20 protein-coding genes are annotated in these 20,721 nt (G+C 71.4%); 13 read left to right on the top strand and 7 right to left on the bottom strand.

The features are described 5' to 3' along the window. Positions 1-22 precede the first annotated feature (22 nt). Positions 23-1,363, top strand: coding sequence for a hypothetical protein (locus ABD371_RS15245; protein WP_344477009.1), 1,341 nt, complete (start codon positions 23-25; stop codon positions 1,361-1,363). Here ABD371_RS15245 and ABD371_RS15240 read toward each other — a convergent pair. Then, positions 1,360-1,734 (bottom strand): DUF192 domain-containing protein, encoded by a 375-nt coding sequence (locus tag ABD371_RS15240; RefSeq protein WP_344477007.1) that lies wholly within the window; start codon positions 1,732-1,734, stop codon positions 1,360-1,362. The two genes, ABD371_RS15245 and ABD371_RS15240, sit on opposite strands and share 4 nt — an antisense overlap. Positions 1,735-1,822: 88 nt before the next feature. On the opposite strand from ABD371_RS15240, the gene ABD371_RS15235 reads away from it, so the two are divergent. From ABD371_RS15235 to ABD371_RS15225, 3 genes are read left to right on the top strand one after another with little or no spacing between them, the layout of a single operon-like run. Beyond that, entirely contained in the window at positions 1,823-2,605 is a 783-nt protein-coding gene (locus ABD371_RS15235; protein ID WP_344477005.1) for a prepilin peptidase, read from the top strand. 28 nt (positions 2,606-2,633) lie between these two features. Next, the gene (locus ABD371_RS15230) at positions 2,634-4,271 is read left to right on the top strand and encodes a DUF2079 domain-containing protein (RefSeq protein ID WP_344477003.1); all 1,638 of its coding nucleotides are present in this window, start codon (positions 2,634-2,636) and stop codon (positions 4,269-4,271) included. 26 nt (positions 4,272-4,297) lie between these two features. Then, on the top strand, positions 4,298-4,666 hold the full coding sequence (locus ABD371_RS15225; protein WP_344477001.1) for a winged helix-turn-helix transcriptional regulator: 369 nt from the start codon (positions 4,298-4,300) through the stop codon (positions 4,664-4,666). A 317-nt stretch (positions 4,667-4,983) separates the two neighbouring features. Here ABD371_RS15225 and mgrA read toward each other — a convergent pair whose 3' ends face one another. Then, positions 4,984-6,051, bottom strand: coding sequence for an L-glyceraldehyde 3-phosphate reductase (mgrA, locus tag ABD371_RS15220; RefSeq protein WP_381733074.1), 1,068 nt, complete (start codon positions 6,049-6,051; stop codon positions 4,984-4,986). Positions 6,052-6,310: 259 nt separating this feature from the next. Between mgrA and ABD371_RS15215 the strand changes: the two genes are divergently transcribed. The 5 genes from ABD371_RS15215 to ABD371_RS15195 all read left to right on the top strand — a co-directional run bounded on the left by ABD371_RS15215 (position 6,311) and on the right by ABD371_RS15195 (position 12,238). Continuing rightward, positions 6,311-7,072: an isoprenyl transferase gene (locus ABD371_RS15215; protein WP_344476997.1), complete on the top strand. Its 762-nt coding sequence runs from the start codon at positions 6,311-6,313 to the stop codon at positions 7,070-7,072. 352 nt (positions 7,073-7,424) lie between these two features. Then, positions 7,425-8,747 (top strand): RNA 5'-3' helicase PhoH2, encoded by a 1,323-nt coding sequence (phoH2, locus tag ABD371_RS15210; protein WP_190121449.1) that lies wholly within the window; start codon positions 7,425-7,427, stop codon positions 8,745-8,747. A gap of 411 nt (positions 8,748-9,158) precedes the next feature. Then, a complete protein-coding gene (locus ABD371_RS15205) occupies positions 9,159-9,926 on the top strand; it encodes an aggregation-promoting factor C-terminal-like domain-containing protein (protein WP_465270022.1) in 768 nt (255 codons plus the stop codon). A gap of 129 nt (positions 9,927-10,055) precedes the next feature. Continuing rightward, the gene (locus tag ABD371_RS15200; protein WP_344476993.1) at positions 10,056-11,456 is read left to right on the top strand and encodes an AI-2E family transporter; all 1,401 of its coding nucleotides are present in this window, start codon (positions 10,056-10,058) and stop codon (positions 11,454-11,456) included. Next, the gene (locus ABD371_RS15195) at positions 11,453-12,238 is read left to right on the top strand and encodes a hypothetical protein (protein ID WP_344476991.1); all 786 of its coding nucleotides are present in this window, start codon (positions 11,453-11,455) and stop codon (positions 12,236-12,238) included. Before ABD371_RS15200 ends, ABD371_RS15195 begins: the two co-directional genes overlap by 4 nt. Before the next feature lie 21 nt (positions 12,239-12,259). Here the strand turns inward: ABD371_RS15195 and aztA are convergent, their stop codons facing one another. After that, positions 12,260-13,003, bottom strand: a complete 744-nt coding sequence (gene aztA, locus ABD371_RS15190) for a zinc ABC transporter ATP-binding protein AztA (protein ID WP_381733069.1) — start codon at positions 13,001-13,003, stop codon at positions 12,260-12,262. Between the two features lie 16 nt (positions 13,004-13,019). Between aztA and aztB the strand changes: the two genes are divergently transcribed. Genes aztB through aztD form a run of 4 tightly spaced genes read left to right on the top strand, consistent with a single transcriptional unit; the run spans position 13,020 to position 17,253 of the window. Next, entirely contained in the window at positions 13,020-13,871 is an 852-nt protein-coding gene (gene aztB / locus ABD371_RS15185; protein WP_344476987.1) for a zinc ABC transporter permease AztB, read from the top strand. 32 nt (positions 13,872-13,903) lie between these two features. After that, complete coding sequence (locus ABD371_RS15180) at positions 13,904-15,127, top strand: hypothetical protein (protein ID WP_344476985.1); 1,224 nt, start codon at positions 13,904-13,906, stop codon at positions 15,125-15,127. Further along, entirely contained in the window at positions 15,124-16,038 is a 915-nt protein-coding gene (gene aztC, locus ABD371_RS15175) for a zinc ABC transporter substrate-binding protein AztC (protein WP_344476983.1), read from the top strand. The genes ABD371_RS15180 and aztC overlap by 4 nt, the downstream gene beginning before the upstream one ends. A 24-nt stretch (positions 16,039-16,062) precedes the next feature. Beyond that, complete coding sequence (gene aztD, locus ABD371_RS15170; RefSeq protein ID WP_344476981.1) at positions 16,063-17,253, top strand: zinc metallochaperone AztD; 1,191 nt, start codon at positions 16,063-16,065, stop codon at positions 17,251-17,253. Between the two features lie 77 nt (positions 17,254-17,330). Here aztD and ABD371_RS15165 read toward each other — a convergent pair whose 3' ends face one another. From ABD371_RS15165 to tgmB, 4 genes are all read right to left on the bottom strand, one after another. Then, a complete protein-coding gene (locus ABD371_RS15165) occupies positions 17,331-17,867 on the bottom strand; it encodes an alkyl hydroperoxide reductase (protein WP_190121440.1) in 537 nt (178 codons plus the stop codon). Between the two features lie 3 nt (positions 17,868-17,870). Continuing rightward, entirely contained in the window at positions 17,871-18,425 is a 555-nt protein-coding gene (locus ABD371_RS15160) for a peroxiredoxin (RefSeq protein WP_344476978.1), read from the bottom strand. Between the two features lie 169 nt (positions 18,426-18,594). Beyond that, positions 18,595-19,761, bottom strand: a complete 1,167-nt coding sequence (tgmC, locus tag ABD371_RS15155) for an ATP-grasp peptide maturase system methyltransferase (protein ID WP_344476976.1) — start codon at positions 19,759-19,761, stop codon at positions 18,595-18,597. After that, entirely contained in the window at positions 19,758-20,717 is a 960-nt protein-coding gene (gene tgmB / locus ABD371_RS15150; protein ID WP_344476974.1) for an ATP-grasp ribosomal peptide maturase, read from the bottom strand. Before tgmB ends, tgmC begins: the two co-directional genes overlap by 4 nt. Positions 20,718-20,721: the final 4 nt, after the last annotated feature.

Genomic DNA, 20,721 nt, shown 5'->3' with positions numbered 1-20,721 from the left:
GACAGGCCCTAGGAGCACACGGATGAGGCGGGGCAGTACGTCGGCCGCCGGGCGACCGCCGGCGGCGGGACGCGGGGCGGCGGCGGTGGTCGCCCTCGCGGCGGTGTGCTCGCTCGCCCAGGGCCCCGCGCCCGCTCTGGCCGCGTCGGCGAACTGGCCGGGGGCGTACCGTACCGCTCCCGACGCGCTGCGGATCTCCGGTGCCGCTTCGGCGGAGGCGGGCGGTCCCCGGCTCGAAGAGGGCACCTATGTCGACACGATCTCGGCGGGGGAGCGGAAGTACTACCGGGTCGTGCTCGACGACACGTCGAACGCCTATGTCTCCGCCGTGCTCGCCCCGCCGCCCGGCAGCCGGGTGCGTCCCACCGACGGGATACGGGTCTCGCTGGAGTCCCCCGACGGGGCCCGGTGCAGCGTCCGCAACGACATCACCTTCGGCGGGTCCACCCCGCTGCCCGTGGCCGACTACTCCACCCGGCGCATCGGGCAGGGCCGGGAGTGCCAGGCGGCGGGGGAGTACCTCTACACCGTCGAGTGGATCGGCGGCGGCGAGAGCGACTCGACCGCCAAGGGCTGGACGGTCGAGCTGAAGCACATGAGCGAGCCCGGCCTCAAGGAGGGCACGGCCGGGCCCGTCACCCCGACCGCCCCGGAGGACCGGGGCGACCCGGAACGGGCGAGCGGCCCGGCCACACCGGTGACCGGCGGATCCGGCTTCAACGACGCCCACCCGATCGGGCACGGCGTGTGGAGCGAGGCGCTGAACCCGGGCGACAGCCGCTTCTACCGGGTTCCGGTGGAGTGGGGGCAGCGGCTGCTGCTCGACGCGGAGTTCGGCGACGGCGGCACCCCGGGACGGCCGGGCGGCGGGCTGCGGGTCACGGTGTTCAACACCGCCCGGGGCTTTGTGGAGAACACCGCCGAGCCCTACCGGGGCAGGCCGGGCAAGCTCTCCCTCGACACCGAACGGGCCGTCTTCGGCAACCGGACCTCGGACCACAACGACATCAGCGGGATGCGCTTCTCCGGTCCGCACTACCTCCGGGTCTCCCTCGACCGGAAGGCCCCGGGCCCGCTGCCGGTGACCCTGCGGCTGACCCTCGACGGCGAGCGCGCCGAAGCGCCCGCCTATCTGAGCGACCCGGTCGCGGCGGGCTTCGGCATCACCGAGGACGACCGCGAGGAGGCCATGGAGGGGCGGGCCGACGACGACGATCCCCGCGAGGCCCTCCTGACGGCCGTCGGCATCACCGGCATCGGCCTGGGCTCGGCGCTCCTCCTCACCCTCCTCGGCTGGACCGCCGCCGCCCGCCTCGCCCGCCCCCGGGGCCGCCACGCCTCCACCGGCGAACCCCGGCCCTAGAACCTCTCGGCCGTGTCCACCCGCAGCCGCACTCCCCTCCGTACCCCCCACTCCTCCATCGCCCCGCCCGCCGCCTCCAGCACATGACGTGCCCGCGGCCGGGGCCTGCCGAGCCGCCCGGGGCGGAGGGTGTGGACGTCCAGCACGCGCAGACCGCGGTCCAGATAGGCCACGTCGATGGTGAAGCGCATCCGGAAGGTGTGCACCCCGCCGCACGGCGTCAGCAGCATCGCCCCCTCGACACCGTCCCGGCCGAGCAGCCCCCGCCGTCTGCTGCGGTAACCCGCCGCGATCTCCAGGGGCACCGGCGCGTCGCGCCCCTCCACCCACAACGACCCTGCGCCGTCCCGCCACCGCTCTCCCGAACCCATGGCCGTAGACGCTATCCGGGGCGCGCGGATTCCGAGTGGGCCCCCGGGCCCATGACCGCGCGGCCGGACGCCGCCTACCCTCGGGGCCGTGTACGCCACGCTGATCACCGCCGCCGTCCTGTGGGGCGCGGCCACCGGGCTGCTGGTGCCCCGTGCCGCGTACCGGCTCTCCGTCGAGCCCTCCCGGCCGTGGCGGGACGGCTGCCCGGACGGACACCCCTTCACCGGCCCGGCGCGCGGCTGGCTGGGCGGGGCGCGCTGCCCCGCGTGCCGGGTCCGGGTCGGCACGGTCACAAGCACCCGCGCGGGTACGGAGCAACGCCTCCCCGACGCCGGCGCGGGAGCCGTCCCGGCCGTCACCGCGCTGGTCTGCGCGGGGCTCGCCGCCGCCACCGGCGCGCGCCCCGAACTGGCGGTGTGGCTGCTGCTCACGCCCTTCGCCGTGCTGCTCGCCCTCGTCGACCGGCGGGTGCACCGGCTCCCCGACCGGCTCACCCTGCCGCTGGCCGCCGCCGCGGCCGTCCTGCTGGGCCCGGCCGCGCTGCTGCCGGGCGCGGCGGGGAGCTGGCCGGGCGCGCTGCTGGGCGGCGCGGCCCTCGGCGCGGTCTACTGCGCGCTCTTTCTGATCCACCCGGACGGCATGGGCTTCGGCGATGTGAAACTCGCGCTCTCGCTCGGGGTGGTGCTGGGCTGGTACGGCTGGAGCGTGCTGTTCGCCGGGGCTTTCGCCGGGTTCCTGTTCGGTTCGGTGTACGGGCTGGGGCTGATGCTCCTGGGCCGTGCGGGGCGCGGGACCGCGATTCCCTTCGGCCCGTTCATGATCGCGGGCGCGCTGACCGGAGTTCTCGCGGGCGGTCTCGCCGCCGGCTGACGAGCCATCACCGATAGAGTCCGGGTGTATGCGGACATTTACCGACAACTCGGTGGCCCGGCGCGGCGCACCGCGCACCCCCCCGACGCCGCGGCCCGCACCCCCGACCCCCCGACGCCTCCCCGCCGCCCTCCTCCCCTGGAGCTGGGCGGCGGTCCTCTTCGCGCTCTACGCCACCGTCGCCGTACGCCGTCACGCCCTCCTCCGCACCACCGGCTACGACCTCGGCATCTTCGAACAGGCCGTCCGCGCCTACGCCCACCTCAGACCCCCCGTCGTCCCCCTGCGCGGCGAGGACTTCAACCTCCTCGGCGACCACTTCCACCCCGCGCTCGCCCTCCTCGCCCCCCTCTACCGGCTCTGGCCCTCCCCGCTCTGCCTCCTCCTCGCCCAGTCCGCGCTGCTCGCCGTCGCCGCCGTGCCGCTCGTCTCCTGGGCCGGGAGCGCCCTCGGCCGCCGCAGCGCCCACGCCGTCGCCCTCGCCTACGGGCTCAGCTGGGGCATCGCCTCCGCCGCCGCCTTCGACTTCCACGAGGTCGCCCTCGCCGTACCGCTGCTCTCCTTCGCCGCCGTCGCGCTCGGACAGCGCCGCTGGCGCGCGGCGGTGGCCTGGGCCGCCCCCCTCGTCCTCGTCAAGGAGGATCTGGGGCTTACGCTCGCCGCGCTCGGCTGCGTCATCGCCTGGAAGGGCCCCCGCCGCCTCGGCGCGCTCACCGCGGCGGCCGGGCTGCTCGCCTCCGCCGTCCAGATCAGACTGCTGCTGCCCGCGCTCAACCCGGCCGGCGGCTACGCCCACGGCGGCAACCTCGACGACGGGGCCCACGCCTCCCCGCTCGCCGCCATCGCCCTCGCCCCGCTGGACGCGCTGCGGCCCGACATCAAGGCCATGACGCTCATCCTGGTCTTCGCGCCCTCCGCGCTGCTCGCCCTGCGCTCACCGCTGGCGCTGCTCGCCGTCCCCACCCTCGGCTGGCGGATGCTCTCGCAGAACGGCTTCCACTGGGGCACCTCCTTCCACTACAGCGCCGTGCTGATGCCCCTCGTCGTCGCCGGGCTCATCGACGCGCTCCGGCCCTGGCGGCGGGAGGCCCACCCGCTCGGCGTCCGCCAGCTCCGGGCCACCCTGACCACGGCCCTGGCGGTGACGCTCGTCCTGCTGCCGTCGTTCCCCCTCGCCCAGCTGGCCCAGCGCGCCACCTGGCGCACCACCGGGCACATCGAGGCGGCCCGCGCGCTGCTCGCGCGGATCCCCGACGGCGCGAGCGTCGCGGCCTCCAACCGGCTGGTCCCCCAGCTGACCTCGCGCTGCGAGGTGGTCCTCTTCCCGGCCTACCCGGTCGACGCCAGGCTCCCCGGCCCCGGCCCTGCCGACGGCGGCGAGCCGAAGAAGCTGCCGCGCCCGACCGCCGAGTGGATCATCCACGACAGCCACGCGCCCGAGGCCTGGCCGTACCGCACGGGCCACTGGCCCTACCCGGCCGGACAGCAGGCCGCCGAGCTGACCGCCGCCGAGGACTCGTACGGCTACCGCCGCGTCGCCCACCGCGACGGCATCACTCTGCTCCGCCGCGCCCCGGATCCCGGGGAGCCAGGAGGGCGCGGCGAACGAATTCCGTCCGCCATGGCGGGCTTTCCCGGCGGAGATGGTGTACTGGCGAAAAGGTAAGTGCTGATACACCCGGAGGAGTTGCCGTGGCCAAGATCAAGCCGTCCTATCACTGTGGCCTGGACGCGGCGGTGGACGTCGTCGGCGGAAAGTGGAAGCCGCTCATTCTCTGGGCGCTCAACGATGCGGGGACCCTCCGCTTCGGCGAGCTGAGGCGTTCCGTCCCCGGCGTCAGCGAGAAGATGCTGATCCAGCAGCTGCGTGAGCTGGAGGCGGACGGGGTGGTGCACCGCGAGGTCTACCGGGAGGTCCCGCCGAGGGTCGAGTACTCCCTCACGGAACTGGGCCAGGCGCTGAACACCGCGCTGGAGCCGCTCGGGGACTGGGGGGCCGCCTTCATGCAGGAGATCATCGCCAACAAGACCAAGGAAACCGAAGCCGAAGCGGCGGCCTGACCGGCGGGCGGGCCGGCCGCCCCCGCCGGGCCGCCCGCCGGCCCCGTACCGTCAACCGGGCGCATCGGGTCCGGTTCACCCTTCGGGGGGACGGCTCCGGCGACACGCCCGGTCCGGAATCCCTAGGGCCGTCTGCCCCCGCCGTCTGTGTCCGGCCATTCGCGGACTCCGCGACACGCCCCCGCTCCCGGGTGGCGCGCGCCACGACCTGCGAAGCGTTATGGTGGAAACCCCCCCTCGGGCCGGTCCGTATCCCCCCCCCCACGGACCGGCCCGTTTTCTTTCCCGGCCCGGGACACACCCGGCCCGGCGGCCTCTCAGCCCCGGCGGGCCCAGATGTTCGCACCCTCGGTGTCCACCGCGAAGACATCGATCTCCGCCAGCTCGGCCGCGCTCAGCGGAGCCCCCGCCAGCGCCGCCACATTCTCCTCCAGCTGCGCCACGCTCGACGCGCCGATCAGCGCCGAGGTCATCCTCGGATCCCGCAGCACCCAGCTGAGCGCCAGCTGCGCCAGCGACTGCCCGCGCCCCGCCGCGATGTCGTTCAGCCCGTTCAGCCGGCGCACCACGTCCTTTGAGAGCAGCCCCGGGTCCAGCGACTTGCCCTGGCTGGCCCGCGAGCCCTCCGGGATCCCCCGGAGGTACTTCCCGGTGAGGACCCCCTGCGCCAGCGGCACATAGGCGATGCACCCCATGCCCGCCGTCTCCAGGGTGTCCAGCAGCCCGTCCTCCTCGGTCCACCGGTTGATCATCGAGTACGAGGGCTGATGGATCAGGGCCGGCACCCCCATCTCACGCAGCAGCCGCGCCGCCTCGGCGGTCTGCTCCGAGGTGTACGAGGAGACACCGGCGTACAGCGCCTTCCCCTGCCGCACGGCCGAGGCCAGCGCCCCCATCGTCTCCTCCAGCGGAGTGTGGGGGTCGAAGCGGTGGGAGTAGAAGATGTCGACGTACTCCAGGCCCATCCGCTTCAGCGAGGCGTCCAGCGAGGACAGCAGATACTTCCGGGAGCCCCACTCGCCGTAGGGGCCCGGGTGCATCAGATAGCCCGCCTTGGTCGAGATGATCAGCTCATCGCGGTAGGGGGCGAAGTCCTGCGCGAAGAGCTTGCCGAAATTCAGCTCGGCCGATCCGGGCGGCGGCCCGTAATTGTTCGCGAGGTCGAAATGGGTGACCCCGAGGTCGAAGGCGCGGCGCAGGATCGCCCGCTGCGAGGCAAGGGTGCGGTCGTCGCCGAAGTTGTGCCAGAGCCCGAGCGAGATCGCCGGAAGGCGCAGACCGGAGCGGCCGGAGCGGCGGTACTCCATCGAGTCGTAGCGGTCGGAGGAAGCGAGATACACGGAGGAATCAGTCACACATCCCTCCTTATCACGGACTTGTGACATACCGGGTTGGGCCGTCGTGGCCGGTGAGCAGTAGTGTTGCGGCTTCAGGGCAAGCCGCACGGCGCGGGAGACCGCCGCCCGTCCCCGGCCGGGCCGCCCGGCGCCGGGCCCCGGACGCGCCGCCACCGGCGGCACGCCGCCCGGGAGCGGACCCCGGTCAGCCGATCCACGAGCCCCCGCCACGGTCCCCGTCCCGCCGGGGCGCCCCGGCGGGCGAGCCCTTACCGACGAGCGCGAACAGAACCGAGAGGTGGACTCCGTGAACCTGCGTGACCTGGTGTACAGGCTTTACGCACGCCGGGTGGAAGGCCGACTGGACCACACCCAGGTGCCCAAGCACATCGGAGTCATCCTCGACGGCAACCGCCGCTGGGCCAAGGCCTCGGGCAGCTCGCCCGAGGCGGGCCACAAGGCCGGCGCGAGCAAGATCCAGGAGCTGCTCGGCTGGTGCGCCGAGTCCGAGGTCGAGGTCGTCACGCTCTGGATGCTCTCCACGGACAATCTGGACCGCCCCGAGAAGGAGCTGGTCCCCCTCCTCGGCATCATCGAGGACGCCGTGCGCGCGCTCGCCGCCGACGGCCGCTGGCGGGTGCACCACGTCGGCACCATGGATCTGCTGCCCGCCCGCACCCAGGCCGTGCTGAAGGAGGCCGAGCAGGCCACCCACGACCACACCGGCATACTCATCAACGTCGCCGTCGGCTACGGCGGCCGTCAGGAGATCGCCGACGCGGTCCGCTCACTGCTGCTGGAGCACGCCCGGAAGGGGACCAGCTTCGAGGAGCTGGCCGAGATCGTCGACGTCGAGCACATCTCCGAGCACCTCTACACCAGGGGCCAGCCCGACCCCGATCTCGTCATCCGCACCAGCGGCGAGCAGCGGCTGTCCGGTTTCATGCTCTGGCAGAGCGCCCACTCCGAGTACTACTTCTGCGAAGTCTTCTGGCCCGCCTTCCGCAAGGTCGACTTCCTGCGCGCGCTGCGCGACTACGCGGCCCGGCACCGCCGTTACGGCAGCTGAGCAGCGCCGCCGCCGAACCGATCTTTTGCTGTTCATCCAGGTGTCGCCCCATGCCGTGGCATGGCCGCGGGTGTTCGAGGGAATATCCCTTCCAGGTCGACGTCCGATCCACGAACGTCGTTTCTCAGTGAGTGGCGGGTGCCACTCACCCGGGAGGCCCTTTGCACACGAAGGAACGCACCCCCAGTGCGGACCGCGCGGAGGGCCGGTGCTCGGCCCACGCATCGTGGCCTGAAGCCCGGCTCCTCCCCCGCCTCCGGCGGGGAGGTCCCCTGCCGTGTCGCGGCGGGGAGACCATCTGGCCCGCGACGGCGTCGCACCGCCGACCTCATCCGAGGGGGTACGTCCTTCCGTGGTGAACAGCTCAAAGCGCCGACTGCCCGACAGGCGCACTTACGTTCTCGACACCAGCGTCCTGCTGGCCGATCCGAACGCCCCGACCCGATTCGACGAGCACGAAGTCGTGCTGCCGATCGTGGTCATCACGGAGCTGGAGGCCAAGAGGCACCATCCGGAACTGGGTTACTTCGCCCGGCAGGCACTGCGCCTGCTGGACGACTTCCGCATCCGGCACGGTCGCCTGGACGCCCCCATCCCGCTGGGCGATCTCGGCGGCACACTCCGCGTCGAACTCAACCACTCCGATCCGGCCCTCCTCCCGGCCGGCTTCAGACTGGGCGACAACGACTCGCGGATTCTGGCGGTGGCGAGAAACCTCCAGGCCGAGGGGTACGACGTGACCGTCGTCTCCAAAGACCTGCCGCTGCGCATCAAGGCCTCGTCCGTCGGCCTGCTGGCCGAGGAGTACCGGGCGGAGCTGGCCATCACCGACTCCGGCTGGACCGGTATGGCCGAGCTGTCGCTCTCCGCCGAGGAGGTGGACCAGCTCTACAGCGAGGAGAGGGTCTACACCCCCGAGGCGGACGGGCTGCCCGTGCACACCGGGCTCGTCCTCCAGTCCGAGCGCGGCAAGGCGCTCGGCCGGGTCACCGCCGAGGGCGGCGTCCGGCTGGTCCGGGGGGACCGCGAGGCCTTCGGGATCCACGGCCGCAGCGCCGAGCAGCGCATCGCGCTCGATCTGCTGCTCGATCCGGACGTCGGCATCGTCTCCCTCGGCGGCCGGGCCGGCACCGGCAAGTCCGCGCTCGCGCTCTGCGCCGGCCTGGAAGCGGTGCTGGAGCGTCAGCAGCACCAGAAGGTGATGGTCTTCCGGCCGCTGTACGCGGTGGGCGGGCAGGAGCTGGGCTATCTCCCCGGCACCGAGGCCGAGAAGATGAGCCCCTGGGCGCAGGCGGTCTTCGACACCCTCTCGGCCGTGGCGGGCCGCGAGGTCATCGAGGAGGTGCTCGGGCGAGGGATGCTCGAAGTCCTGCCGCTCACCCATATCCGGGGCCGCTCGCTCCACGACGCCTTCGTCATCGTCGACGAGGCCCAGTCCCTGGAGCGGAACGTCCTGCTGACCGTGCTCTCCCGGGTCGGGGCCAACTCCCGGGTCGTCCTCACCCACGATGTGGCACAGCGGGACAATCTACGCGTGGGCCGGTACGACGGAGTCGTCGCCGTGGTCGAGAAGTTGAAGGGACATCCGCTTTTCGCGCATGTCACCCTCACCCGCTCCGAGCGCTCCCAGATCGCCGCACTGGTGACCGAAATGCTGGAGGACGGCCAGATTTAATAGGACAGCTGACCGGCCGACAGCAGGCCGGCACGGCAGGCGCCGCCCCGCGAAGCGCAGAAGCGTAGTGGGGCGGCGCTGTGTTGGGGGGACTTTCCCGGCGAACTCCTCCACCAAGTGGGTGTGAGCTATCCCACGCAACGAAGAATTGCCTTGCGGTGGCCGGTTCCGGCAGAGTCTTGCTTCCGTCAGGCCCCGCATACGACACAACTGCACCACCCCTTGGTGCGCGAGCAATACCGAACAACTCCATACGTGTCGTCGTGTGCCGCCCGCAAGCTGTATCGGCCGCTCCCCAGGGAGTTGACCACGGGCCAGCGCCTCCTGTGACCCAACGCAGTGGGAGGCCAGTGCCAGGGGCACGATTCGTCCGCGGGGTCACCTGTGCGGGCGATGCTGGAAGGAAACCGTGTGAGCCGGATCTCGGTCCGGGGATTCGCCGTGGCATCCGCCACCGCGGTCACCACCGTCGGAGCCGTCGTCGGCGTTGCCTCGGGCAACCCTCAGTCGCCGAACGACAACCTTGAAACGACCGCCGCCGACGCGACCCTCATCGCCGACATACCCATGGGCCAGCAGGCCCAGGTGCAGGTCGCCTCGCTGACGGAGCAGGCGGACGCACAGGCAGCGGTCGCCGACGCCTCCGCCAAGAAGGCCGCCGAGGAGGACGCCCGCGTCCAGGCCGCCAAGACGGCGAAGGCGAAGAAGGCCGCCGCCGACGCCAAGGCCGAGCAGGAACGCGAGGCCAAGGAGAAGGCGGAGAAGGAGAAGGCGGAGAAGGAGCGCGAGGCCAAGGAGAAGGCCGAGCGCGCCAGCCGTGACGCCGAGCGCGACACCGCCTCCGACTCCTCCGTCGGCACCGCCAGCTTCACCGCCAAGGGCTCGTACACGGTCGCCGAGGTCAAGGCGATCGCCCGGCAGATCGTCCCCGCCGGTCAGTTCCAGTGCTTCAGCAACATCGTGCAGCACGAGTCCACCTGGAACTACCAGGCCCAGAACCCGTCCTCGGGCGCGTACGGCCTGGTCCAGGCGTACCCCGGCTCGAAGATGTCCTCGGTGGGCGCGGACTGGCGCACCAACCCCGCGACCCAGATCAAATGGGGTCTCAACTACATGAACGAGCGGTACGACAGCCCCTGCGGCGCCTGGTCGTTCTGGCAGGCCAACCGCTGGTACTAGAGCACCGTTCGGCTGCTTCGGCGGAGCCCCTCACCGTGCACACGGTGAGGGGCTCCGTTGCGTGTACCGTCTTTGCTCCCGGAGGGCGTGGGACTCCGGCGGACGTGTACTGGGGGAAGAGGAAGAACCATGTCAAGACTGCCCGGCTGGCTCGCCGATCTGGGGGCCGGGCTCACCCGGATCTCGCAGCGCATCGAAGAGAGCCGCGACGACAGGGACAGGGATCGGGACGAGGACGAGGGCGGGGAACGGCGACCGCCGGCCGCCGACCCGGTTTCGGGCGACGCCGAGAGCGGCGCACCCCAGAGCGTCCCCGTGCCCCCCGCGTACGCCCCCGCGATCGCACCCCGCCCGGAGCCCTTCGCGGTCATCCCTTGGGGGATGCGGGTCGCGGCCGAGGCCGGCTGGCGGCTGCTGGTACTGGCGGGCACGCTCTGGGTGCTGATGCGGGTCATCGGCGAGATCCAGCTGGTGGTGCTCGCCTTCACCGCCGCACTGCTGATCACCGCACTGCTCCAGCCCACCGTGGCCCGGCTGAGGCGGCTGGGTCTGCCGCGCGGGCTCGCCACCGCCGTCACGGCGATCGCCGGCTTCGTCATCATGGGCCTGGTCGGCTGGTTCGTCGTCTGGCAGGTGATGGACAACCTCGACGATCTCTCCGCCCGGGTCAGGGACGGCATCGAGGAACTGAAGCGCTGGGTGCTGAACAGCCCCTTCCATGTCACCGAGAGCCAGATCAGCGGCATCGCCGAGAACCTCAGCGAGACCATCGGCACCAACACCGAGGAGATCACCTCCGCCGGACTCCAGGGCGTCTCCGTGATGGTGGAGGTCCTCACCGGGATACTGCTGGCGATGTTCTCGGTGCTCTTTCTGCTCTACGACGGAAAGCGCATCTGGGAGTGGACGCTCAAGCTGGTCCCGGCCCAGGCCCGGGGCGGTGTCGCCGGAGCCGGTCCGCGCGCCTGGCGCACCCTGACCGCCTATGTGCGGGGCACGGTGATCGTCGCCCTGATCGACGCCATCTTCATCGGCCTCGGCATCTACTTCCTCGATGTCCCGATGGCCGTGCCGCTCGCCGTCTTCATCTTCCTGTTCGCCTTCATCCCGCTGGTCGGCGCGGTCATGTCGGGCGCGCTCGCGGTGGTCGTCGCCCTGGTCACCCAGGGGGTGTTCACCGCGCTGATGGTCCTGGTCGTGGTGCTCGCCGTACAGCAGATCGAGGGCCATGTGCTCCAGCCGTTCATCCTCGGCCGGGCGGTCCGGGTCCACCCCCTCGCGGTCGTCCTCTCGGTCGCGGTGGGCGGTGTGACCGCCGGGATCGGCGGCGCGGTGGTGGCGGTGCCGCTGGTCGCGGTCACCAACACGGTCGTCGGCTATCTCCGCGCGTACGTCAAGGAGGAAGCGGTGCGCCGCACCCCGCCGCCGCACGGCGCGACCTCCCTGGACGCCTCGCCCCTTGCCCCCGTCGGCGACGAGCCCGCGCCCCGGCCCGTCGAGCGGCCCGCCCGGCCCGAGGAGGACGCGTGATATCCGAGCCCGAACTGACCGGCGAGGACGGCGAACCGCTGAAGTGGTCCGGCCCTTCCGTACCGGGCCGCCACGGCGACGACCCTTATGACGACCGTTACGACGACCGGGACATGGAGTGGGACGAGAGCCCGGGCGAGGAGCCCGAGCCCTCCGCCGACCGCCGCCCACGGCCGCGGAAATGGCTGTGGGCGCTCGGCGGCGCGGTCACCGCCTCGGCGCTCTGGGCGGCCGGACTGTACGCGTACGGGGAGCGCGAGCCGGACGTCGGGAAGTACCGGGCGAGCGAGGACCTCTGCAAGGACGCCGAACTGACGGCGGTCAATGTCGCCTTCGGGCGGACGCAGACGGGCAACCCCAGGAGTCACGAGGACCCCGCGATGGACCACGCCATCTGCTGGCTCGAATTCGAGACGCCGCAGACCGGCTCCTCGGTCGAGACCGTGTCGGGCGATGTCTCGCTGAGCTACACCCTGCACCGCAGGACCGACCCGGGACCGCAGTTCGACGCGGCCCTCGCGCTGGAGTACGTCTTCATGGACGAGGACGTCGAGAAGATCCCGGTCGAGGGGCTGGGCGAGCGCGCCTTCTTCGTCGAGCCCGAGGGGGTGAGCCTGCCCGAGCTCCAGGTGCTGGACGGCCAGGCCGTCCTCTCCATGCACATCAACCTCCCGGCGAACGAGAACGGTGAACCCGTCGACCCGGACCCGAAGCAGATCGCCACGGTCAAGGAGGTCCTCGTCGACGACATGCGGGCCCTGATGGCCAAGCTCCAGAGCTGACCGGTCACCGCGGCCGACCGGTCACCGCCGGGCGGGCAGACCCCAGAGGCGTTCGAGAGCCTCGTCGATCAGCACACCGGCGGGCGGCCCCGAGTCCAGCAGCCGCCCTTCGTGCAGCAGCAGACAGTGGTCCGCCCGCCGCGCCGCCCGCAGATCGTGAGTGGCCTGTACGACGGTGACGCCCTGGGCCGTCACCTCGGCGAGCACCTCGGCGATGATCCGCCGGGCCGCCTCGTCCAGCCCCGTGACCGGCTCGTCCAGCAGCAGCAGATCCGCCTCCTGGGCGAGCCCCTGCGCCACCAGGGCCCGTTGGCGCTGCCCGCCGGACAGCTCGGCCAGCCGGCGGTCCGCGAGCGGGCCGATCCGCAGCCGTTCCAGACAGCCCTCCACCACCGACCGGTCCCGCGCCGAGGCCCGCCGCCACAGCCCGCGCCGGCCCCACCGTCCCATCGCGACCGTGTCGCGGACGGTGATCGGCAGAGCGTCGGAGACGGCACTGCGCTGGACGACATAGGCGGGCCGCGCCCCGGTGCGATGGGTGACCGTCCCCGCCGTAACCGAGATCACACCCGCCACCGCGCCGAGCAGTGTCGACTTGCCCGAGCCGTTCGGTCCCACGACCGCCGTCGTCGCGAACGCCGGTATCACCGCGTCGAGTTGGGACAGCACCGGCCGGCCGGGATACCCCGCCGCCACGCCGTCGAGTGTCACCTGTCGCACCCCGGAAGCACCTCCACGCCTGATTGCACTGATAATCATTTTCATCATAGGGTCCCGGTTCATGGAATGGTTGACGGGGCCCTTCGAGGTGACCTTTGTGCAGCGGGCGTTGTGGGGAGGCGTCCTCGTATCGCTGATCTGCGCGCTCGCCGGCACCTGGGTCGTACTGAGAGGCATGGCCTTCCTCGGCGACGCCATGTCGCACGGGATGCTGCCGGGTGTCGCCCTCGCCTCGCTGCTCGGCGGAAATCTGCTGGCCGGGGCCGCCGCCAGCGCCGCCGCCATGGCGCTGGGCGTCGGCGCGCTCGGCCGCTCGCCCCGGCTCTCCCAGGACACCGGCATCGGGCTGCTCTTCGTGGGGATGCTCTCCCTCGGCGTGATCGTCGTGTCCCGCTCGCAGTCCTTCGCCGTCGACCTGACCGGCTTCCTCTTCGGTGACGTACTCGCCGTGCGGGAGAGCGACCTCGTCCAGCTGCTGATCGCGCTGGGCATCGCGCTCGCCGTCTCGGTCCTGGGCCACCGGCCCTTCGTCGCCCTCGCCTTCGACGAGCGAAAGGCCCACACGCTGGGGCTGCGGCCCCGCCTCGCGCACCTCGCGCTGCTCGGCCTCCTCACCCTGGCGATCGTCGCCTCCTTCCACATCGTGGGCACCCTGCTCGTCTTCGGACTGCTCATCGCACCCCCGGCGACCGCACTGCCCTGGGCCCGCCGAATCCCGATGATCATGGCCGGGGCGGCCTGCGCCGGAGTGAGCGCGACCTTCCTCGGACTGCTCCTCTCCTGGCACCTCGGCACCGCCGCCGGAGCCACGATCGCCGCCGTCGCGGTCCTCCAATTCCTCCTCTCCACGCTGGCCGCGGGCATCCGCGACCGCCGGACGAGGCTCCCCGAACCCACCGCCCCCCGCCCGTGAACGGCCCGCCCAAGGGAGTACGGCCCACCGCCATGACCTCTGCGAAGACCGCCCCGTCGATCACCCTCTCCGCCGTACTCGCCACCGCCCTCCTCCTCTCCGGCTGCCAGAGCCCCGCTTCCGGGAAACCGGAAGCCGAAGCCCCGCACGGATACGTCGAAGGGGCCGAGGAGACGGCCGAGCGACAGCCCCGGCTGGTGCTCGCCGACAGCGCCACCGGCACCGTCGGCGTACTCGACCTGATCACCGGCGACCTCACCGGCGACCTCGTCCCGGCGGGCCGGACCGCACCCGTACGGGCACTCCTCACCGACGGCCGGTTCGCCTACGCCGCCACCGGCACGGGCACCCATGTCGTCGACGGCGGCGGCTGGACCGTCGACCACGGCGACCACGTCCACCACTACCGCGCGCCCGTCCGCCACCTCGGCGAGATCCGGGGAGAGCCCCCGGCCCGCGTCCACGGCTCCACCGCCGTCACCTCGCTCTCCCCCGCCGACGGCACCACCCGGCTCCTCGACCGCGCCGCGCTGGAGAAGGGCGAGGTCGGCGAGGGCACCGCCCTCAAGAACCCGGCGGGCCCCGCCGTACCCCACAAGGACCATCTCGTCCTCGCGGGCACCGGCCCCGGCCGCGACGCCGTCGAGGTGCGCGGCAGGGACGGCGCACGAAAGACCGTCCTGGCCGAGAAGTGCGCGGAGCCGCGCGGCGAGGCCGTCACCCGCCGGGGGGTCGTCCTCGGCTGCGCGGACGGAGCCCTCCTCGTCACCGGCGAGGACGGCCGCCACACCGGAGTGCGCATCCCCTACGGCGCATCCGTCGAAGCGCCCCGCCGCGCCGACCGCTTCACCCACCGCCCCGGCAGCACCACCCTCACCGCCCGCGCCGGCCGCGACGCGGTCTGGGTCCTCGACGTCACCGCCCGCACCTGGACCCTGATCAAGACCGGCCCGGTCGCCGCCGTCAACACGGCGGGCGAGGGCACACCCGTGCTCGCACTCGGCGAGGACGGAGTGCTCAGGGCCCACGACCCCGTCACCGGGAAGCGCACCGCCGAGCGGCGGATCCTCACAGCGACGCGTACGGGGGACGCCGCCGTCCCGCCGCCCGCCGTCGAGATCGACGCCGACCGCGCCTATGTCAACGACACGGCCGCGAAGAAGGTCCACGAGATCGACCACGGCGACGGCCTGCGGATCTCCCGCACCTTCACCCTCCCCTTCCCGCCCGCCCACATGGTGGAGACCGGCCGATGACCCCCCGTACCCCCTTCGCCCTCCTCGCCGCGACCGCGCTGCTCCTCGCCCTCGCCGGGTGCGCCCCCGGCGGCGAGGACCGGCCCAGCGTGGTCGTCACCACCAACATTCTCGGCGACATCACCCGCGAGATAGCGGGCGACGAGGCCGAGGTGACCGTACTGATGAGACCCGGGGCCGACCCGCACTCCTTCGGGGTCTCCGCCCAGGACGCCGCCCGCATCGAGCGGGCCGACCTCGTCGTCCACAACGGCCTCGGCCTGGAGGAGAACGTGCTGCGCCATGTCGACGCCGCCCGCGAGGCGGGCGTACCGGTCCTCGCGGTCGGCGAGGCCGTCGACCCCATCGACTACCGCTCCGACGCCACGGCCGGACAGCCCGACCCGCACTTCTGGACCGACCCGCACCGGGTCCGGAAGGCGGCCGGTCTCATCGCCGACCGGATCGCCGAGCACGCCGACGGAGTCGACACCGCCGCGATACGCGCCAACGCGGACGGCTACGACCGGGAACTCGCCGACCTCGCCCACTGGATGGGCGAGACCTTCGACGCGATCCCCGCCGACAGGCGCGCCCTGGTCACCAACCACCATGTCTTCGGCTACCTCGCCCAGCGCTACGGCTTCCGCGTCGTCGGAGCCGTCATCCCCAGCGGCACCACGCTCGCCTCGCCGAGCGCCTCCGACCTGAAATCCCTGGCCACCGCCGTCGAGAAGGCGGGCGTACGGGCGGTCTTCGCCGACTCCTCCCAGCCCGACCGGCTGGCCCGGGTGCTGAAGAGCGAGAGCGGGGTGGACGTCGAGATCGTCCCGCTCTTCTCCGAGTCCCTCACCGACGCACGCGGGGGAGCGCCCACCTACCTCGCCATGATGCGCGCCAACACCACGGCGATAGCCGACGGACTGACCTGATTCCCCGGAAAGGAACACCCCGCCATGAGAATTCCCCCGAGAACCCGGCGACTCGCCGGAGCCGCCGTCGTCCTCGCCACCGCCGTCTCGCTCACCGCGTGCGGCGCGGAGGGCAAACCGTCCGCGAAGGCCGAGGAGCCCGAGGCGTCCAAGGCCGCCAAGAAGATCAATAACCCGCTGGTCACCACGTACGACGGCGGTCTCCACCTCCTCGACGGCGACACCCTCCAACTCGCGAAGGACATCCCCCTCAAGGGGTTCAACCGGGTCAACCCCGCGGGCGACGACCGCCATGTCCTCATATCCACCGCGAGCGGCTTCCGGGCCCTGGACGCGGCGGGCGGCGCCCTCACCGACATCGAGTTCCCCGGCGCCAAGCCCGGCCATGTGGTCCGCCACGCCGGCCGGACCGTGCTCTTCACCGACGGCACCGGCGACATCACCGCCTTCGACCCGAAGAAGCTGGCCGACGGAGCGCCCAGCACCGAGATCCACCGCACCGGCTCCCCGCACCACGGAGTCGCCGTGGAACTGGCCGACGGCCGGCTCCTCACCACCCTCGGCACCGAGGAGGAGCGCGTCGGCATCTCCGTACTCGGCAAGGACCGCGAGGAGATCGCCCGCAGCGAGAAGTGCCCCGGCGTCCACGGCGAGGCCACCGCCAAGGACGAGGCCGTCGTCATCGGCTGCGAGGACGGCGTCCTGATCTACCGCGACGGCAGGATCACCAAGGTCGACAGCCCCACCTCGTACGGCAGGATCGGCAACGTCGCCGGCTCCGACGAGTCCCCGATCGTCCTCGGCGACTACAAGAAGGACGCCGACGCCGAACTCGAACGCCCCGAGCAGATCTCCCTCATCGACACCCGCACCGGAAAGCTGCGCCTGGTCGACCTGGACAACACCAGCTACACCTTCCGCTCCCTCGCCCGTGGCCCGCACGGCGAGGCGCTCGTCCTCGGCACCGACGGCGCGATCCATGTCATCGACCCCGAGAAGGGCAAGGTCACCAAGACGCTCCCCGTGATCGGAGCCTGGAAGGAGCCGCTGGACTGGCAGCGCCCCCGCCCCGCGATCTTCGTCCGTGACCACACGGCCTACGTCTCCGACCCGGCCACCCGGAAGATCCACGCCATCGACATCGAGTCCGGCAAGAAGCTCGCCTCGGCGACCCTGCCGAAGCCGCCCAACGAGCTGAGCGGCGTCAAGCGCTGACCCCTGAAACGACATCGGTCTCCGTACCCCCTCGTCAGGGGTACGGAGACCGATGTCATGTACGTATGTTGCGAGCCTCAGCCCGCGAGCACGGCCTCGGCGTCGAGGGTCGCGCCCACGGCCTGCACCACGGCCGCGATCTTGAACGACTCCTGGATGACGTCCCGCTCGACCCCGGCCTTGCGGAGCACCTGCTCGTGCGAGTCCAGGCACTGGCCACAGCCGTTGACGGCCGAGACCGCCAGCGACCACAGCTCGAAGTCGACCTTCTCCACACCCGGGTTGCCGATGACGTTCATCCGCAGCCCGGCACGCAGGGTGCCGTACTCCGGGTCCGACAGCAGGTGCCGCGTCCGGTAGAAGACGTTGTTCATCGCCATCACGGCCGCCGCCGCCTTCGCGGCGGTGTACGCCTCCGGCGTCAGGTTCGCCTTCGCCTCCGGCTCCAGCTCCCGCAGCACAATGGCGCTGCGCGAAGCGATCGCGGTGGCGAGAACCGTGCCCCACAGCTGCTGCTGCGAAAGCTTGTCATTGTTGCCGATGACCGAGCCCAGGTTCAGCTTCAGGTCCTTGGCGTAGTCCGGCAGCGCGGACTTCAGAGCGTCGAGAGCCATGTGTCACTCACCGGCCAGCAGCGCGACCGGGTCCAGCGTCGTCTCGCCCTTGGTCCAGTTGCACGGGCACAGCTCGTCCGTCTGCAGCGCGTCCAGCACCCGCAGGACCTCCTTCGGGTTCCGGCCCACGGACCCGGCGGTCACCATCGTGAACTGGATCTCGTTGTTCGGGTCCACAATGAAGACGGCACGCTGCGCGAACCCGTCCTCACCCTCGATGCCCAGGTCGCGCATCAGCTCGTGCTTCGAGTCCGCCAGCATCGGGAAGGGCAGGTCACGCAGGTCCGCGTGGTCCTTGCGCCAGGCGTGGTGCACAAACTCGGAGTCACCGGAGAAGCCCAGCACCTGCGCGTCACGGTCGGCGAACTCGTCGTTCAGCTTGCCGAACGCGGCGATCTCGGTCGGGCACACGAAGGTGAAGTCCTTCGGCCACGCGAAGACGACCTTCCACTTGCCCTCGTAGGACTTGTGGCTGATGACCTCGAACTCGTTACCGGCCTCCAGGGAGACGCAGGCGGTGAGCTCGTAGGTGGGGAACTGGTCGCCGACAGTCAGCACAGTGTTACTCCTGGATGCGTGAGGGTTTGGACAAAAGGAACCCTGTCATATCCGCGATCGTTGGTGAAATCGATCAATCGGGTCAGTGTGATCAGGGGGCCCGATCAATCATGACCGTCGGCCGAGTCCGGCCGCCAGGGTTGGGGAGGTGGCCCCCCGGCATGGCGGCTCAGGCGAGGCGGTGATGCCACCGTAGCGACGGGTCACTCTCGATCCAGTAGGTGTGGGACCTGTCGGTGATGTGGAGCCGCACGGTGTCGATCTCCGGGCTGCCCGTGTTCTGCCATGTGACGAGGGCCTGCTCGATGTCGTCCCACAGGGCCACGGGGCCACCCTGCCGGACTGTCCAGCCATCGCCGTCGACGGTGAACTCGGCGAAGGATTCGCGCTCCGGATGGAAGACGTACAGGAGCCGGGTGCCGTCGCTCGTCGACGCGCGGACGAATTGTGCTCCGGGGGCGGCGAGCTGGGCGAGGAAGGCGGGCATCCACTCCTCCAGCAGGAGGGGGGACACCTTTGTCTCGCGGGTGCTGTCGGCGTAGGCGGTGCGGGCGGACAGGTCGCCGGCCACCGGTGCCGCTGCCTGGGACCGTGCCTGCATGAACGAGGAGCGGCCGATGATTCTGCCCTCGGCCGTACCGTCCTCGCCCACTACGACCTTGGCGAGGCCGGTGCCGTAACCCCAGGAGCCGACGGTGCTCAGGATGATCCCGCCGGGCTTGGTCTGCCGAATCCAGGTGTGGGGGATGCGGCGGACCGCGCAGGTGGCGATGACCCGGTCGTACGGGGCACGGCGAGGGTGTCCGAGAAGGCCGTCCCCGGTGACGGTCCAGGTGGAGAAACCCGCCGTTTCCAGCGCGGCGTCCGCGCGGGCGGCGACCTCGGGGTCGACTTCGACCGTGGTCACATTGTCCTCACCGAGACGGTGACACATGAGGGCGGAGGAGTAGCCCGTTCCGGTTCCGATTTCCAGCACCTGGTGCCCGTCCTCCACCTCCAGGTCCTCGATCATGCCGACGACCGTGGCCGGGGTGGTGGATGAGGAGGTGGGCACACCCGTGACGAGCCCACTGGTCTGGTCGGCGGTGAGGTGTCCGTCGAGCTGGGTGGTCAGGGAGTTGTCGCTGTAGGCGATCTCCGCCCACTCGTCCGGGTCGGCTCCGGCCGCTGTTACCGGAAGCCATCGGCCCCCGTCCGCCTGGAGGAACACGCCCGGGTTCAGGAACAGCTCACGCGGTACAGCCTCTACGGCGGCCCGCCACTTCGGGGCGGTGAGGACGCCGCCCTTCTCCAGCCGGTCGGCAAGGGCCCGTCGCCGGGGTGCGGTGTCGGTCATTGTGTCTCTCCTCGTGTCAGCAGGTCGGCGAACGCGGCGGACATCGGGAGACCGGTTTCCGTCTCCAGCCACCCCCATTGCCCATTGGGATTCAGCTCCAGCCACCAGTGGTTTCCCGCCCGGTCCACGGCTAGGTCGAAACTTCCCGATACCAGCTCCAGGCGGTCCAAGCAGGCTTGCAGGGCTTGGTTCATCCGTTCGGGGAGGCGCTCGACGGTGTAAGTCAGGGCGCTGTAGTTCTTGCGCCAGTCCAGCAAGCCGGAGTCGATCCGTACGGTGAACACCTGCCGGCCGACGACCAATACTCGGAGGTCCGCCACTTTGTCCACGCGGGACTGGAACAGGTGGGGCGTCACCCGCACGCGGTCGTCGATCTCGTCGGCGGTCACTGGCTCCGCCCAACCGGTCACCGGTACTCCGTCCCGCTCGTACGGGGTCCACCGAAGGGTCTTGTAGATCACCCGCCCGTGGGCGGTGATGAACTCTCGTGCCTCCGCGGGATCGTTGGTCACCAGCGTCGGCGGCACGCTGAGACCGAGCCGCTGAGCGAGAGCGAGCTGAGCCGGCTTGTAATCCGCAGCGGCGATACGGAGGGGGTGATTGACCCACAGCGGGCCGTCAAGGGCGTACAGGGTGCCCCCTAACCCGTGGCGGGCCTGGGCAGCCGCGAATCGCGCATCGTCATCGCCCAGGTGGCGGAAGTCGGGCCAAGCGGGCCGACGCCAGTACACCGACCGCACGTGTGCCAGGTCGGCAGTTCTGGACGGGGTACGCACCTGCCCGGCCACGAGGCCCGGGCAGGTGCCGAATCGAGCCGAGACCGTCAGGCCGGCGCCAATGTCCGCAGGGTTGAACCGGACCACGGGCACGTTTCGCCGGTTGAGTTCGGTGATTACCATGTCGGCGGTCAGATCATCAGCCTCGGTGACCACCAGGACCGGCCTCTCCTCGGTCATGGCA

The sequence above is a fragment of the Streptomyces amakusaensis genome (assembly GCF_039532665.1).
GTDB lineage: Bacteria > Actinomycetota > Actinomycetes > Streptomycetales > Streptomycetaceae > Streptomyces > Streptomyces amakusaensis.
The sequence above is the reverse complement of the archived record's forward strand: the minus strand, read 5'-3'. Positions and strand labels throughout refer to the sequence as shown.